This window comes from Erythrobacter neustonensis, from assembly GCF_001663175.1.
GTDB classification, from domain to species: domain Bacteria; phylum Pseudomonadota; class Alphaproteobacteria; order Sphingomonadales; family Sphingomonadaceae; genus Erythrobacter; species Erythrobacter neustonensis.
In genome coordinates this window covers 1,194,105-1,210,078 of the sequence record NZ_CP016033.1, presented here as the reverse complement: position 1 = coordinate 1,210,078, position 15,974 = coordinate 1,194,105, and the positions used below count along the sequence as shown (strand labels likewise).

Genomic DNA, 15,974 nt, shown 5'->3' with positions numbered 1-15,974 from the left:
GGACGATAGGCTGAAAGTGGGCACGCAGCCCGAGGCGCGCCGTCAGCCGCGGGTAAATACCAGCGTAAAGGTTACCGGGACGGCCGGCGTGATCGACGGCAATTGCGCCAGCGCGCGCAATTCGCCTAGTTCGTCCGTCAGCCCGAACATGTCGGTCGAAATGATGACCGGCGCAGCGGAGAGCACCATCACGCGGTCCTCGCCCGTGCGGGTCACCAGCACCTCTGTCACGATGTCGGCAGAAGCGCCCTTGATCGTGACACTCGCCTGCAACGGTCGGCTGACCGTCTGCCCAACCATCAGCCCGCCGAACCGTGCCGGATCAAGCTTTGCGGTGATCGTCGCGGTCGGATTGTCGGCAACCGCAAAGAACACATCGCGCATTCGCTCGTTGCGGACCGCAACTCCGGTGTTGACCGAGGCCAGCGACACATCGACGCTGGCAGTGCCATCCGTAGCGACCTTGCCCGACAGCGTATCGAAGCGATTGTTTTCGGCAACCTCTCCCGCCTTGATCGAGACATAGCCAAGCCGCGAGGCGGTGGGATCGAGCGTCCAGGCGCTGTCGGTCACGGCTGCGCTGGCGCTGGCATCGGGCGCGGGCGGCGCATCCGCCTCCGGCCCGGCGCACGCAGCGAGACCGAGAGCAAGGATGGCTGAAAACGAAAGGGAAGCAAGCGACCGCATAAGCGATGCGATATGCGATTTGCCCTGTGTGCGGAAGGGGTCGATCACGCCCGACTTATCGTCATTCCCACTCGATCGTGCCCGGGGGCTTCGACGTGTAGTCGTAGACCACGCGGTTGATGCCCTTGACCTCGTTGACGATACGGGTGGCCACGCGGGTCAGGAAGCCGGCATCATAGGGGAAGACATCGGCGGTCATCCCGTCGGTCGACGTTACCGCCCGCAGCGCGCAGACCGAATCGTAAGTGCGCCCGTCGCCCATCACGCCGACGGTCTTGACCGGCAGCAGCACGGCAAAGGCCTGCCAGATCGCGTCATACAGCCCGGCGTTGCGGATTTCCTCGAGATAGACCGCATCGGCCTTGCGCAGGATATCGCAGCGTTCCTTGGTGACCTCGCCCGGAATGCGGATCGCAAGGCCCGGCCCGGGGAAAGGATGCCGGCCGACGAAGGCATCGGGCAGGCCCAGTTCGCGGCCCAGATCGCGCACCTCGTCCTTGAACAATTCGCGCAGAGGCTCGACCAGTTGCATGTTCATGCGTTCGGGCAGGCCGCCGACATTGTGGTGGCTTTTGATCGTGACGCTGGGCCCGCCGGTGAAGCTGACGCTTTCGATGACGTCAGGGTAAAGCGTGCCCTGCGCAAGAAAATCCGCGCCGCCGATCTTTCTGGCTTCGGCCTCGAAGACGTCGATGAAGGTCTTGCCGATGAACTTGCGCTTGGCTTCGGGGTCGGTGAGCCCAGCAAGCCCGCCGAGGAACAGCTCTTCGGCCTCCACATGCACCAGCGGGATGTTGTAGTGATCGCGGAACAGGGTGACGACCTGCTCGGCCTCGTTCATGCGCATCAGCCCGTGGTCGACGAAGACGCAGGTCAGCTGGTCGCCGATCGCCTCGTGGATCAGCACCGCAGCCACCGCCGAATCGACCCCGCCCGAAAGACCGCAGATCACCCGCTTGTCGCCCACCTGCGCACGGATTTCGGCGATCTTGGTCTGGCGGAATTCGGCCATCGTCCAGTCGCCTGCTAGCCCGCAGACGTGACGCACGAAGTTGGCGATCAGGCGCGCGCCATCGGGGGTGTGGACCACCTCGGGGTGGAACTGGGTGCCGTAGAACTTGCGCGCCTCGTCCGCGATCACCGCGAAGGGCGCGCCATCGGAGGTGGCGACAATCTCGAAGCCGGGGGCAAATTGCGTAACCTTGTCGCCGTGGCTCATCCAGACCTGATGCCGTGTCCCGACCTCCCACAACCCGTTGAATAGCGCGCATTCGGCGGTGACAGTCAGGAACGCGCGGCCGAATTCGCCGCCTTCGCCGGTTTCGTGGCCCGGCTTGACCTCGCCGCCAAGCTGGTGGGTCATCACCTGTTGACCGTAGCATATCCCGAGGATCGGCACGCCCGCATCGAACAGGGCTTGCGGCGCGCGCGGCGATCCGTCGGCAGGAACGCTGGCAGGCGAGCCTGACAGGATAATGCCCTTGGGCTTCATCCGGTGGAAGGCGGCTTCGGCCTGCGTGAACGGCGCGATCTCGGAATAGACACCGGCCTCGCGCACCCGCCGGGCAATCAGCTGGGTCACTTGCGAACCGAAATCGACGATCAGGATCGACTCGGAGACGGCGGAATGGCCCGCAAGGGCCTCGGAGGGGTGCGCGCTCATGGCGGCGGATTACGGAGCGCATCCGCGCCTGTCCAGCGCATGCAGGCGATCACGCGTGATTTTTGCGCCGCCTCTCAAAAAGTTTTTCGCAACGCCAGCGGGTTCCCGAATTCTTGCGCGCGGCCGTTGCAAAGTTTGGAACCGATTCCGAGCATTTCGCATTTGCACATTAATCTTGTGCGCTGCACCATAGTTTCAAACAGAGACTGAATGCCGGTCACGGCATCGCCTCACCTTTCACCCTCTTTCAAATTTCCGGAGTATCCCGATGCGTTTCGTTTTTCCGCTGATCGCGCTTGCCACCATCGCCGCACCCGCTGCGGCTGAAAAAGTCAGCACTGTCCGGGTCGACTATGCCGACGTCGACGTGGCCTCGAACGAAGGGCGCGCTGCGCTGGAAACGCGGCTTGAAAGCCGTTTGCGCAAGGCCTGCACCTTCGAAGGCACCGCACGCTACACCTTCAGCCGCGATGCGGTGGACAGCAAGTGCCTGGCCGATGCCCGCCTCGCAGCACGCGCCGAAATCGATCGCGTGGTCGCGGCGGCAGCGCGCAGTGGCCGCGAAGTTGCCGCCAACTGATTAAAATCGTTTGCAAGACTAGCGGCCGTCGACAGATCCCGGCGGCCGTTTTGCGTCAAATGACACGCCTACTGTTGCGCAAAGTGCAATTGCGGGACGCGTTTTCGCATTTGAAAAGGCGCGTTCGGGATCCCAATTGCGCAATCGTGTGATGTGCCGCAGGGACCTCCTCTCCACCTCTGCGATCCGCAAGGACACATTGCCGGCGACCCGGGCCGAAAACGGCCTTGTCGCCCTCTGCCGACCAACAAGGACGTGCCAGCTTCCCCCCTTGCTTGGCTGCCTTGATGGTGATCGCTCCGCCCTTGCGGCGGGCAAGCAGTGAAAGAGACGCGGCCACCGCACTCCCCCCCCTCTAATGGTGGCCGCGTCTCGATCTGCGGTCCGTCGTCACAAATCATTTGTGAAACGGGTCGTTGGACGCCGAAGGCGATAGGTGATTGCGCCGCAAAATTTTTTCCGGTCGCATTTGTGATTGATTATTGCGCAATTGCGTTTATATCGTGCGCCTGCCGGAGCGGTTGTCCCTCTCCCCCCTAGCTGCCGCTCCGGTCACTCCCCCTATTCATGCAAGCCTGTGCGTAGCGATATCGGGCGGTTATCCGCCTGAACCCAGCTGCTCGGCCATTTCGCGCAGGTCGGTCTTGAGCAGCTTGCCGATATGGCTGCGCGGCATCTCGTCGATCCTGTGCAGTGCGGAGAGCCGCTGCGTCTTGCCGAGCCGGGCGTTGACTGCGGCGAGCACGGATCCGGGCTCGCGGTCACCGCGCAGCACCACGAAGCCCACCGGCGTCTCCCCCCAGCTGCGCGAAGCGACACCCACGACCGCCGCCTCGGCCACCTCGGGCTCCTTGAGCAATTCGGCCTCGAGATCGCTCGGGTAGATATTGAACCCGCCCGAGATGATCATGTCCTTGGCGCGGCCCACCAGCTCGACGAAGCCATCGGCATCGACCCGGCCGATATCGCCCATCCGCATCCAAGCCTCGCCCGTTGCAGGATCGATCCACTGCGCTTCGGCGGTCTTGCCGGGCTGGTTCTTGTAGCCGCTCATCATGGTCTGGCTGCGCCCGACCATATTGCCCGGCGTGCCGGGTGGGACTTCGCGGTCGTCATCGCCCAGCACCTTCAATTCGCTGCCCGGTGCGGGGCGGCCCACGGTGTGGAGCTTGTCGGGAAATTCGTGCGCGGGCAGCAGGCAGACCACGCCGCCTTCGGTCATCGAATAGATCTCGATCAGCCCGCCCGGCATCCGGCTCAGAACCTCGCGCTTCAGCTCGGCGGAGAAGGGCGCCGACGTGCAGTATTTGAGCCTGAGCGCCGACAGATCGAAATTGCCGAAATCCGCAAAATCCATCAGCCGCTGGTATTGCACCGGCACCAGCATGGTGATCGTGGTGCGGTCGGCTTCAGCATAGCCGAGCCAGCGCGCGCAGTCGAACTTGCCCATCACCCGCACGCATCCGCCCGCCAGCAGCACCGGCAGGAAGGCCACCATCGTGGTGTTCGAATAAAGCGGCGTCGATGCCAGCGAGCGCACCGCGATGCCGGCATTGAGATAGCTGAGCGCAGTCGGCGCGAACTGCCGCCAGCGCATTCCGTGCGCATGCACGATACCCTTGGGAATGCCGGTGGTACCCGATGAATAGATGATGTTGAATGGATCGGACGGTGCGGGCGCAAACTCCGGTGCGCGCGCGCCCGGAGGCGCCATCCACTGGCCGATGCTGTCGAGCGGAATGCGGACCAGATCGGCCATGAAATCCGGCCCCAGCTCCGCCGCCTTTGCCGCGTCGATGAACAGGTGGATCGCGCCCGAATCGCGCGCCATGCCTTCAAGCTGCTCCGCGCTCGCACTGGTGGTGAGTGGTGCGGCGACCCCGCCCGCGCGCACGGCGGCAAGAAACACCAGCGCATATTCCACGCTCGATGTGCCGAGGATCGCGACCGATTGCCCGCGCTGCAATCCGGTTTCCACCAATCGCGTCGCCAGCCGTTCGACGAGGCCGACAAGTTCGGCCCAGTAAACCTCGCGGTGATCGTCGATCAGCGCCAGCGCGTCGCCCTTCACGCGCGACCATTGCATCAGGATCTCGGGGAAATTGCCGAAGGGTTCGGCAAGCGCGGCTTGCGGATCGAAGTGGGTCATGGCCTGCACTTTATGGCGCTACGCACACTTGTCGACTATCAAGTCCCCGCCAGCGATCCCAATCCGAAGGCGAGCATCACGCCCAGCGCGGTCGCAATCCCGGCGAGGTGGTGGTCTTCCTTGTAGGCCTTGGGAAAGACCTCGGTCGCGAGGCTGGCAACCACCGCGCCCGCCGCAAAACAGCGGATCAGCGCAAGCCAATGCTCGCTGACCCCTTCAAGCGTGACATTGCCGATCAGGGCCGCAGCGGACAGCGCCAGCGCGGTTCCCGCCCAGACCAGCATGATCCTGGACTTCGATTCGCCATTGTCCTTCATCTCGCGCGCGCTGCCCGCGGCTTCGGGCAGGTTCGACAACAGGATCGAACCCGCCAGCGCGGCAACTTCAAGCGGGGTCGCGGCGATCAGCGCCACGCCGAGCGCAAGGTTTTCGGGCAATCCGTCGAGCGTTACCGCCGCGAGGAGGCCGCCACCCGATGTCTCGCCCCACTTTTCGTCGATCCAGTAATCGAGCGCGGAAAACACGATCGCGCCGGCCAGAACACCGGCCATTGCGACCATCACCGAACTTTTCTCGATCGAAGGGACGATCAATTCGCTGACCGCGGACAGCAGCAGCGCGCCGCCGGCAAGCGCGACCAGAAAGCCTTCGGTCTTCTTGCCGAGCCTGAAATAGGCGCCCCATGCTGCCCCGGCGAGGAGCGCGCCCGACACCACGGCGATCACGATCAGGGTCAGCATCATGCAAGGCTCAATCGGTTTTCCGGCCGAATGTTGCACGCCTGCGCACATGCATGGCAAGGATGGCCGCGGGGAGAGATATCGATGACCATGAAAGGCAGCATTGCCGCGCTCGCCGCGCTAACGGTCGCATCGGCCGCGCATGGCAAGGTGACATCTCCCGAACCGGAAAGCGTGGTCGTTGTCCTCGCCCATCCCGATGACGAGTTGCTGATGGCACCCGCGATCGCCGCGCTGGCGCGCGAGGGCCGGTTTGTCAGCATCGTCCACGCGACGCCCGGCGATGAAGGCCCCGGCGTATCGGGCATGGAAAAGGGCGCAGCGCTCGCCGCCGTCCGCCGCGCCGAAGCGCAATGTGCGGGAAAAGCGCTGGGCGCCACCGAGGTGGCAAATCTGGAATTTGGCGACGGCACGCTTGCCGATCATGCGCGCGGCGGATCGCTCGCCGAGGCGCTGGCCCTGCGTATCGGGGAGGCGGCAATCGTGCTGACTTGGGGACCGGATGGCGGATACGGCCATGCCGATCACCGGATGATAAGCGCGGTCGCCTCGCAGATCGTGCAGGCGATGGCGCCCGAAGCGCGGCCCCGGCTGCTCTATGTCGGCATTCCCGCCGGAAGCCTGCCGCCGGTGCCGGACATGGCAGGGTGGGCCACGACCGATCCCGCGCTGCTCAGCGAAACCATCCCCTACACCCCCGCCGATCTCGCCGCCGCAAAGGCCGCGGCGATGTGCCACGAAACGCAGTTCGACACCGCCACGCGCGAAGGCATGATGGCGCTGTTCGATGCCACGATGTGGCGCGGAAAGGTCCATTTCCGCCCGGCCTTCTGACCTGCGCGCGCAGGCGGCCTGATCACTCGGGGAAAAGCGCCGCTTGCGACCCTATCTTGGTTGGGTTTCCCCGCCGTAGCCCCTATATGATGGGCCATGGACGAGAACAATTTGAACGCCGCCGGTCAGGCGCCTGCCAAGCTTCCCAATGCCAATGAATATGGCGCCGATTCGATCAAGGTTCTGAAGGGCCTCGATGCGGTCCGCAAGCGGCCCGGCATGTATATCGGCGACACCGACGACGGATCGGGTCTGCACCACATGGTGTTTGAGGTCAGCGACAACGCGATCGACGAGGCGCTGGCGGGCCATTGCGACCTCGTGCTGATCGAATTGAACCCCGATGGCTCGGTCTCGGTCGAGGATAACGGGCGCGGCATCCCCACCGGCATGCACTCCGAGGAAGGCGTGTCTGCGGCCGAAGTCATCATGACGCAGCTGCACGCGGGCGGGAAGTTCGAGAACACCTCGGACGACAACGCCTACAAGGTGTCGGGCGGTCTGCACGGCGTGGGCGTGTCGGTCGTCAACGCGCTGAGCGAATGGCTCGAACTGACGATCTGGCGCGAAGGCCATGAACACTGGATGCGGTTCGAACACGGCGATGCGGTCGAAAGCCTGCGCGTGGTCGGCGATGCGCCGCCGGTTACGGGCAACGGCGATGCCAATGGTCTCAAGAAGGGCACCCGCGTCACCTTCAAGGCGAGCCACGACACCTTCAAGAACGTCACCGAGTTCGATTTCGAAAAGCTCGAACACCGTTACCGCGAACTGGCCTTCCTCAATTCGGGCGTGCGCATCCGCCTGCGCGATCTGCGCCACGAGGACGTGGCCGAGCACGATCTCTATTACGAAGGCGGCATCGCGGCTTTCGTGAAATATCTCGACCGCAACAAGCAGCCGCTGATCCCCGAGCCGATTTCGGTATCGGCGGAGAAGGACGGGATCGGGATCGATGTCGCGCTCGAATGGAACGACAGCTATTACGAGAACGTCCTCGCCTTCACCAACAACATCCCGCAGCGCGACGGCGGCACGCACCTGGCCGCCTTCCGTGCGGCCCTCACCCGCACGCTCAACAATTATGCCGAGCGTTCGGGGATGCTGAAGAAGGAAAAGGTCAGCCTGTCGGGCGAAGACATGCGCGAGGGCCTGACCGCGATCGTCAGCGTCAAGCTGCCTGACCCGAAATTCTCAAGCCAGACCAAGGACAAGCTGGTCAGCTCCGAAGTGCGCTCGCCGCTGGAATCGCTGATGAGCGACAAGATGACGGAGTGGCTTGAGGAAAACCCGAACGAGGCCCGCGCGATCATCCAGAAAGTGATTGACGCCGCCGCCGCACGCGAAGCCGCCAAGCGCGCCCGCGAAATGAGCCGCAAGGGCGCGATGAGCGTCGCTTCGCTGCCGGGCAAGCTGGCCGATTGCCAGGAACGCGATCCGGCCAAGTCCGAACTGTTTCTGGTCGAAGGCGATTCGGCGGGCGGTTCGGCCAAGCAGGGGCGCGATCGCAAGACGCAGGCGATCCTGCCGCTGAAGGGCAAGATCCTCAACGTCGAGCGCGCGCGGTTCGACCGGATCATTTCGTCGAAGGAAGTCGGCACGCTGATCCAAGCGATGGGCACCGGGATCCGCGACGAGTTCAACCTCGACAAGCTGCGCTACCACAAGATCGTCATCATGACCGACGCAGACGTCGACGGCGCGCACATCCGCACGCTGCTGCTGACCTTCTTCCACCGCCAGATGCCCGAGATCATCAAGGCCGGGCACCTGTTCATCGCCCAGCCGCCCTTGTTCAAGGTGTCGAAGGGGCGCAGCGAAGTCTACCTCAAGGATCAGGGCGCGCTCGACCGCTATCTGGTCGATGCCGGGCTCCAGGGCCGCGTGCTCGAAACCAGCGGCGGAACGCGCGGCGCGGAGGAACTGCGCAGCCTCGTCGACAGCGCGCTGCGATTGAAGAACCTGCTCGCCTTCGTCCCGCGGCGTTACGACAGCGGGATCGTCGAACAGATGGCGCTGACCGGCGCGCTTGAGCCCGGTCTCGAAGGCGATGCGCTGGCCGCTGCGCTGGCGCGCGCGGCCGCGCGGCTTGGCGCAGGCGACCGCGAGGCGCGCTGGTCGGCAAGCCAGCGCGAGGATGGCACTGTGGTGTTCGAACGCCTGTGGCGCGGGGTCACTGATGTCCACGAGATCGAGGGCCGGTTCCTTTCGAGCACCGAGGCGCACAAGCTTCACAGCCTCGCCGCCGCGCAGGCCGAAGCCTATGCCGAGCCGGTCAGTCTGGTGCGCGCCGGTGCCGAGCCCGAGGAGCCCGAACCCGAAGCCGTCCCCGTCACCGAAGAACCGCTGGCAGGCGAGAGCGAAGATGGTGCAGCAGCGCCGGTCGCCGCCTTCGACGGCACGATCAGCCGCCCCAGCCAGCTGCTCGAGGCGATTTTCGCTGCGGGGCGCAAGGGTCTGGCGATCGCGCGCTACAAGGGTCTGGGCGAGATGAACGCGGAACAATTGTGGGAAACCACGCTTGACCCGGAAGCCCGCATCCTTCTGCAGGTCAAGGTCGAGGATGCCGATGTGACGGACGAGATTTTCACCCGTCTGATGGGCGACATCGTCGAGCCGCGCCGCGAATTCATTCAGGACAACGCCCTCAACGTCGCCAACCTCGACGTCTGATCCTTCTTGACGAGACGCCATGACCGTTCAGCCGACGACCCGTACCGAGGAACTGCAACAGACCAGCTTCATGACGATCCTCGTGGTCGTCAGCCTGCTGATGGCCGTTATCGTGCTGCCCTTCGCGCAGCCCCTGCTGTGGGCGGCGCTGGCGGCAATCATGTTCCAGCCACTGTATCGCTACACGTTGCGGCAGATGAAGGGGCGCCGCAATCCCGCCGCCGGGGTTTCGTTGCTGACCATCTTCATCGTGGTGCTGGTTCCGGCTGCATGGATCACCAGCATGGTGATCGAACAGGCCTTCGTGCTGATGGAGACGCTGCAACAACAGCCGATCAATCTCGCGGTGGTCTATGACCGGGTCTACGGCATGCTGCCGCAGTTCGCGCAGAATGCGGTCGACCGCAGCGAATGGGCCAATGTCACGATGGTCCAGGCCCGGCTGCAGGAACTGCTCGCCCAGAGTGCCGGCGTGATCGCCTCGCAGGCGGTGCTGATCGGCAGCGGTGCATTGAGTTTCTTCCTGTCGCTTGGCGTCGGGCTTTATGTGATGTTCTTCCTCTTGCGCGATGGCGAGCGGATCGGGCGGCGAATCATGAATGCGGTCCCGGTCGAACGCAGCATCGCCGAACGCCTCGCCGAACGGTTCCTCGGGATCGTGCGCGCAACGATCAAGGGCACGGGCGTTGTCGCGCTGGTGCAAGGCGCGCTGGGCTGGATTTCGCTGCTGATCGCGGGCGTGCCTTCGGCGCTGCTGTTCGGCGTGCTGATGGCGATCTTCGCGCTGGTCCCGGTGATCGGCGCAGGCGCGGTGTGGCTGCCTGCGGGCCTGTGGCTGCTGATCGTCGGCGACACGTGGCAGGGGATTTTTATTCTGCTGTTCGGCTTGATCGTCATCTCGTCGGCGGACAACGTTCTGCGCCCCATCCTCGTTGGCCGCGACACGGGCATCCCCGACTGGATCATCCTCGTCACCACGCTCGGCGGGATCAGCCTCGTCGGCTTTTCGGGGATCGTGCTTGGCCCGCTGGTGGCCGGGCTGTTCCTCGCCAGCTGGTCGATCCTGCGCGAGCAGCGCGAGGAGGATGAGCTGTCCGTGCAGGAAGAGAGCGACGGCATCAACGTCGATTCCTCGGGCCACGCTTCCGGCAGGGCATAGACATGGCTGGCCCGATCGTCAGACCCGGCTCGCAAGGCGAGGCGATCGGCCGGCTGGTTGTCGCAGGCATCGTGGTCGCGTTGCTGCCGGCGCTGCCTTTCGGGCAATACCTCGCCTATCCCTTCTTCATCCTGACCACATGGTTCCACGAAATGGGCCACGGGCTGACCGCAATCGCGCTCGGCCAGAACTTCGAACAACTGGTGATCTTCCCCAACGGATCGGGTGTTGCTGCCAACCAGATCGCGGGCGATGCGCCGCGGGTGTTTCAGGCCCTGATCGCTGCCGGGGGCCCTTTGGCACCGGCGGCTGCCGGCGCGGGCATGATCGTCGCCAGCGCGCATCCCAGAGCGCGGCGCATCGTGCTTGGCCTGGTCGCCTTGGCGATCCTTGCCAGCACCATCATCTGGGTGCGTTCGGCGACCGGCTGGTGGGCTTTGCCGCTCGCCGCCGCGATCATCGGCGCGGTCGCATGGCGCGGCTCGGACGCCTTCATGCGGTTCAGCCTTCAGTTCCTCGGTCTGATGGCGGCCTTCAGCGCGCTGTCGGACTGGCGCTACCTGTTCACCGAGGAGGTCGTTCTGGGCGGGCAGGCGATGCTGTCCGACACCGGCGCGATCGCGGCGGTGATGGGCCTGCCGCACTGGCTTTGGGCCGGCGTCTTGCTGGGACTGTCGGCGCTGATGATCGGCGCCGCGCTCAGATACGCGCTGGCGGCCAAGCGGCTGCGTCCCCCCGGCCCCAGGCTTCCGGCCAATGTTCTGCAATTCCGCCGCGATCCCCGGCAGTAACCGCAAAGCCCCGCGCCGCCGCTAAGGCTAGCCTGCGACTTTCAGCGTGTTGACGCCCGACGCATCCGCCCCGGCTTCTCCCGACAGGCCGATGAACATGGTGTCGACGATCCGCGCCAGTTTCGCCTCGGTCAGCTTGTCGCCGAGATAGATCAGCGCATCGGGGAGCGTGTAATTGCTGATCATCTGGTTGATCAGCGACAATGCCTCGTCGATCTCGAGCCCGGCAAAGAAGCCTTCGGCCTGCGCTTCGGCGATCAGTTCGCACAGGTAATGGTCGGCAAGATCGACGTAGGAGCGCACACGCTCGAAATTGGCCGCACCCATTTCGCACAGGATCGTGAAGAAATGCGGATCGGCGCGGAACCGTTCCTGCGCGATCACGAAGCGGCGGCGGAAAAATTCGTACATCTTGCGCTGCGGCGGAAGGTTCGAGGCGAGCACCTCCTCCATCACCGCCAGTTGCGGCGCCAGCCAGGTCTGCGCGACGGCATCGAACATGTCGTCGTAATCGGCGAACAGCGCTTCGAACCGGGCGCGGGTGAGGCCGCTTTCGGCCATGGCGACCGTCCAAGGCACCTCTGCGCCGCGTTCCTTGACCAGATCGAGAACGTGGCGCGCCACGCGCTCACGCTCGGCCTGCCGGGCGGGTTCGGTCAATGACATGTCGCTCACGCCTCCTCGCGCAGGGCCCATCATAGGCGAGAGGCGGGCAGGCATAAAGGGCCGCTCGTCGATTTTTGCGCGGCGCAGCAAGGGGAAAGACATGTGAAGTGAGACGATCGCACAGTCTTTCAGTTCCGCGGCGGAAGCGGGAAAAATGCCGATGTGCGGCGCTTGTAATCGGCGTATTTGTCGCCCTTGGACTTGTCCATGCCCTTTTCCAGCAGCGTCACGCCCGACCAGCGGGTGAGCGTGAAGCTCAGGAACAGCGGGCCGATCACGGTTGCGGCAGCATATTCCCATCCGGCCGCAGCGCAGGCAAGCCAGATGCCCCACCATGCGGCGAAATCGCCGAAATAATTGGGGTGGCGGGTATAGCGCCACAGCCCGGTGTCGAGCACCTTGCCGTGATTGGCCGGATCGGCCCTGAAGCGCGCCAATTGCCAGTCGCCGACCCATTCGAAGAACACGCCGACGCTCCACAGCGCAAAGCCCGCCCATGCCAGCGGCGGGATCGGGGCAGGCGCACCGCTGGCAAGGATGCCGACCTGTGCAGGCGATGAGACCGCAAACAGCAGCACCGCCTGCATCAGCCACACCTTGGTCAGCGCGGCGCGGGCGAAGTGGCCCTGTTCACGCGCCTTTTTGAGGATCAGCTTGTAACGCTTGTCCTCGCCTTCGCGCTGCCAGCGCCGGAACAGATGGATGCCGAGCCGGAAGCCCCACGCCGCGGTCATTCCCATGATCAGCGTGGCGAGCGCGCCCGGTCCGCCGGGAACATGCAGCCAGCTTGCGAGAGCGAGAATGCCCATGCCCGCGCCCCAGAAGGCATCGATGAAGCTGACATCGTTGATCTTCACGCTGATCGCCCACTGGATCAGCACCAGCACCAGAAGGATCACGGCGTTAAGGGCGAGCAGCTCAAACATCGTTCTTGCCCGCGATAATGTCGCGCGCCTGCTGCTCCAAGACCTTGAACCGCTCGTAATCGGGCAGTTTCGATCGGAACCATTCGGCGATCTTGAGCAGATCCTCGCCGTAATTGCCCGTCGGCATCATCGGCGGGCCGAAGCTGACGATCCGCGTGCCGTGGTCGGCAAAGGCAGGAACGATCGGCACGCTGGCAGCGCGCGCGATGTGGTAGAAGCCCGACTTCCACTTGCCGTCCGATTTGCGGCTGCCCTCGCAGGCGATCACCAACGCCAGTTCATCGCGCGCGGCAAATTCGGCGGCGACCTGTTCGGTGGCATTGAACCGACTGCGACGATCGACCGGGATGCCGCCCATGTCGAACATGAAATTCCGCATGATACCGGTGAACAGCGTGTGCTTGCCCATGAAATTGGGCTTCACGCCTTCCTCGTGGGTGGCGCCGGTAAAGAACACGAAATCCCAGTTCGAGGTGTGCGGCGCGCCCGCCAGCACGTATTTCTTCAAATGCCGCGGCAGCGGATCGACCACCTTCCAGCCTTGCGCATACCAGAAGACAAGGATGATCCGCCGCACGATGCGCGACAACAAGGTGGGCGCGCGCGTGGGCGCAGGGGTGGTTGGCATATGCGGCAAAATGTTGCCCTCTCCCAAAAGGCTTGGCTGCTTGTGGCCTAATCGAGGTTAGTTACGCAAGGGGGCGGGAGAGGGTTTCAGATCACATCCGGAACACGCCGAAGCTCGGACGCTCGGCAATCGGCGCTTCGAGCGATGCCGCCAGCGCAAGGCCCAAGACATCGCGGGTCTGCACCGGGTCGATCACGCCGTCATCCCACAATCGCGCAGTGGCATAGTAGGGGTTGCCTTCGTCCTCGTATTTCTGGCGTATCGGGGCCTTGAAGGCTTCGGCCTGCTCGGCGTCCCACGTATCCGCGTCGCGGTGGACGGTAGCGAGCACGGACGCGGCCTGCTCACCGCCCATCACCGAGATGCGGGCATTGGGCCAGGTGAACATGAAGCGCGGCGAATAGGCGCGCCCGCACATCCCGTAGTTGCCCGCGCCGAAACTGCCGCCGATCACCACGGTGAGTTTGGGAACGGTGGCGGTGGCGACGGCCGTCACCAGCTTCGCGCCATGCTTGGCGATGCCTTCCGCCTCGTATTTCCCGCCGACCATGAAGCCGGAGATATTCTGCAGGAACAGCAAGGGCACGCGCCGCTGGCAGGCAAGCTCGATGAAATGCGCACCCTTCTGCGCACTTTCGGAAAACAGCACGCCGTTGTTGGCGAGGATCGCGACCGGCATCCCCCAGATGTGGGCAAAGCCGCAGACCAGCGTGGCGCCGTAATGCGCCTTGAATTCGTGGAACTCACTGCCGTCGACCAGCCGCGCGATCACTTCCTTCACATCGTAAGGCGCGCGAACGTCATCGGGGATCAGCGCGTAAAGGTCTTCCGCATCGAACTTGGGCGGGCGCGGGTCTTTCAGCGCCACGTCCTTGGCCGCGCCGGTGTTCGCGCCGAGATGCGACACGATGTCGCGCACGATGGTCAGCGCGTGTTCGTCGTTCTCGGCCAAGTGATCGACCACGCCCGATTTCTTGGCGTGCAAGTCGCCGCCGCCCAAGTCCTCTGCGCTGATCTCCTCGCCCGTCGCGGCCTTTACCAGCGGCGGGCCGGCGAGGAAGATCGTGCCCTGGTTGCGGACGATCACCGTCTCGTCGGACATGGCGGGAACGTAGGCCCCGCCCGCAGTGCAGCTTCCCATGACGCAGGCGATCTGCGGGATGCCCAGCGCAGACATATTCGCCTGATTGAAGAATATCCGCCCGAAGTGATCGCGGTCGGGGAAGACCTCGGCCTGATGCGGCAGGTTCGCCCCGCCGCTGTCGACCAGGTAAATGCACGGCAGGCGATTCTCCTGCGCAATCTCCTGCGCGCGCAGGTGCTTCTTGACCGTCATCGGGTAATAGGTGCCGCCCTTCACGGTCGCATCATTGCACACGATCATGCATTGCCGACCCGAGACGCGGCCCACGCCGCAGATCAGCGATGCGCCGTTGACGTCGCCTTCATACATCCCGTTGGCAGCGAGCTGACCGACTTCGAGGAAGGGCGAGCCCGGATCGAGCAACCGCTCCACCCGCTCGCGCGGGAGCAGCTTGCCGCGCGACACATGCCGCTCGCGCGATTTTTCCGTGCCGCCAAGGGCAGCCTCGGCCACGCGGGCGCGCAGGTCTTGTGCCAGCGCGTGATTGTGCGCGAAGCGGGCCTTCGCCTCAGGGCTCTCGCGGTCGAGTTTGGTCGTAAGCGTGGGGGCAGTCATGATGAAGTCCTCAGCGTTTCCGCACGAATTCGGCCCGCAGGACGAGGCCCTTGATGCCGGGATATTTGCAGTCGATCTCTTGGCTGTCGCCGGTCAGGCGGATCGACTTGATGAGCGTGCCCTGCTTCAAGGTCTTGCCTGCGCCCTTGACCTCGAGATCCTTGATCAGCGTCACCGCATCGCCATCGGCCAGCAGGTTGCCGACCGCATCGCGCACCTCGACCGTGTTCTCAGCCGCCTGCTTGGCGGCAAGTTCGGAGGCTGGCAGCCACTCGCCGCTGGCCTCGTCATAGACGTAGTCTTCGTCGCCGCTCATCGCCCGTTCCCCATTTTAAGCTTGGCGGTCATACCGAAGATGGCTTCATGTATCGCCACGATTTGGCGATCCCGACGGCAAAGGCCAGACCCATGATCCCGGTGATCGCAGATGTCACTGCCATGAAAGCAAAGCTCGCATCCGGCCCCCAAGTCGCCGGAAAGGCGAGACAGGCTGTCCGCGCCAGCAGCACGACAGTGATGGCGATGAGACCGGTGCGCAGCAGCGGCACCCGGCGTACCATGCCTGCCCCGGAAAGCGCGTAGAGGCACCACCCGGCAAGGATGATCGCGATGACGCCGGTGATGATCGCAGGCTTCCACGAACCGGCTTCGTCGAGCCGGGCCATCTGCTCGCCAGCCCCGAAGAAGCGGTACCAGTCACCGCCCCCGATGATCGAGGCAACATGGAGCAGCGCGGTGAGCAGGCTCATGACGGCGGCTGCGACCAGCCAGTTTTTGCC

The 15,974-nt window shown here is 64.4% G+C and carries 15 protein-coding genes; 5 read left to right on the top strand and 10 right to left on the bottom strand.

Translation table 11 applies throughout. From position 1 onward, the window contains the following. Window positions 1–42 precede the first annotated feature (42 nt). Both A9D12_RS05705 and guaA read right to left on the bottom strand, forming a co-directional pair. The gene (locus A9D12_RS05705) at window positions 43–573 is read right to left on the bottom strand and encodes a YceI family protein (protein ID WP_231889703.1); all 531 of its coding nucleotides are present in this window, start codon (window positions 571–573) and stop codon (window positions 43–45) included. A gap of 175 nt (window positions 574–748) precedes the next feature. After that, the gene (guaA, locus tag A9D12_RS05700; protein WP_068350435.1) at window positions 749–2,350 is read right to left on the bottom strand and encodes a glutamine-hydrolyzing GMP synthase; all 1,602 of its coding nucleotides are present in this window, start codon (window positions 2,348–2,350) and stop codon (window positions 749–751) included. A gap of 268 nt (window positions 2,351–2,618) precedes the next feature. Here guaA and A9D12_RS05695 point away from each other — a divergent pair, with 268 nt between their 5' ends. Further along, window positions 2,619–2,930: a UrcA family protein gene (locus tag A9D12_RS05695; RefSeq protein ID WP_068350434.1), complete on the top strand. Its 312-nt coding sequence runs from the start codon at window positions 2,619–2,621 to the stop codon at window positions 2,928–2,930. A gap of 598 nt (window positions 2,931–3,528) precedes the next feature. Here the strand turns inward: A9D12_RS05695 and A9D12_RS05690 are convergent. Next, complete coding sequence (locus tag A9D12_RS05690) at window positions 3,529–5,079, bottom strand: class I adenylate-forming enzyme family protein (protein ID WP_068350433.1); 1,551 nt, start codon at window positions 5,077–5,079, stop codon at window positions 3,529–3,531. A 38-nt stretch (window positions 5,080–5,117) separates the two neighbouring features. Next, window positions 5,118–5,822 (bottom strand): ZIP family metal transporter, encoded by a 705-nt coding sequence (locus A9D12_RS05685; RefSeq protein WP_068350432.1) that lies wholly within the window; start codon window positions 5,820–5,822, stop codon window positions 5,118–5,120. Window positions 5,823–5,903: 81 nt separating this feature from the next. Between A9D12_RS05685 and A9D12_RS05680 the strand changes: the two genes are divergently transcribed. From A9D12_RS05680 to A9D12_RS05665, 4 genes are all read left to right on the top strand, one after another. Further along, window positions 5,904–6,653, top strand: coding sequence for a PIG-L family deacetylase (locus A9D12_RS05680; RefSeq protein ID WP_068350431.1), 750 nt, complete (start codon window positions 5,904–5,906; stop codon window positions 6,651–6,653). A gap of 96 nt (window positions 6,654–6,749) precedes the next feature. Next, entirely contained in the window at window positions 6,750–9,326 is a 2,577-nt protein-coding gene (gyrB, locus tag A9D12_RS05675) for a DNA topoisomerase (ATP-hydrolyzing) subunit B (protein WP_068350430.1), read from the top strand. Window positions 9,327–9,345: 19 nt separating this feature from the next. Then, window positions 9,346–10,485 carry an AI-2E family transporter gene (locus tag A9D12_RS05670; RefSeq protein WP_082925409.1) on the top strand — a complete coding sequence of 380 codons (1,140 nt, stop codon included), beginning with the start codon at window positions 9,346–9,348 and terminating at the stop codon, window positions 10,483–10,485. A 2-nt stretch (window positions 10,486–10,487) separates the two neighbouring features. Further along, entirely contained in the window at window positions 10,488–11,276 is a 789-nt protein-coding gene (locus A9D12_RS05665) for a M50 family metallopeptidase (RefSeq protein WP_068350429.1), read from the top strand. Window positions 11,277–11,303: 27 nt separating this feature from the next. On the opposite strand, the gene A9D12_RS05660 is transcribed toward A9D12_RS05665, so the two are convergent. The 6 genes from A9D12_RS05660 to A9D12_RS05635 all read right to left on the bottom strand — a co-directional run bounded on the left by A9D12_RS05660 (window position 11,304) and on the right by A9D12_RS05635 (window position 15,944). Next, on the bottom strand, window positions 11,304–11,942 hold the full coding sequence (locus A9D12_RS05660) for a hypothetical protein (protein ID WP_068353765.1): 639 nt from the start codon (window positions 11,940–11,942) through the stop codon (window positions 11,304–11,306). A gap of 128 nt (window positions 11,943–12,070) precedes the next feature. Beyond that, window positions 12,071–12,868 (bottom strand): DUF1295 domain-containing protein, encoded by a 798-nt coding sequence (locus A9D12_RS05655; protein ID WP_068350428.1) that lies wholly within the window; start codon window positions 12,866–12,868, stop codon window positions 12,071–12,073. After that, entirely contained in the window at window positions 12,861–13,496 is a 636-nt protein-coding gene (locus tag A9D12_RS05650; protein ID WP_068350427.1) for a 1-acyl-sn-glycerol-3-phosphate acyltransferase, read from the bottom strand. Before A9D12_RS05650 ends, A9D12_RS05655 begins: the two co-directional genes overlap by 8 nt. Before the next feature lie 91 nt (window positions 13,497–13,587). Next, entirely contained in the window at window positions 13,588–15,195 is a 1,608-nt protein-coding gene (locus A9D12_RS05645) for a carboxyl transferase domain-containing protein (protein WP_068350426.1), read from the bottom strand. A 10-nt stretch (window positions 15,196–15,205) separates the two neighbouring features. Further along, window positions 15,206–15,511, bottom strand: a complete 306-nt coding sequence (locus tag A9D12_RS05640; RefSeq protein ID WP_068350425.1) for an alkylphosphonate utilization protein — start codon at window positions 15,509–15,511, stop codon at window positions 15,206–15,208. A 28-nt stretch (window positions 15,512–15,539) separates the two neighbouring features. Further along, window positions 15,540–15,944 carry a hypothetical protein gene (locus A9D12_RS05635; protein WP_068353763.1) on the bottom strand — a complete coding sequence of 135 codons (405 nt, stop codon included), beginning with the start codon at window positions 15,942–15,944 and terminating at the stop codon, window positions 15,540–15,542. Window positions 15,945–15,974 lie beyond the last annotated feature (30 nt).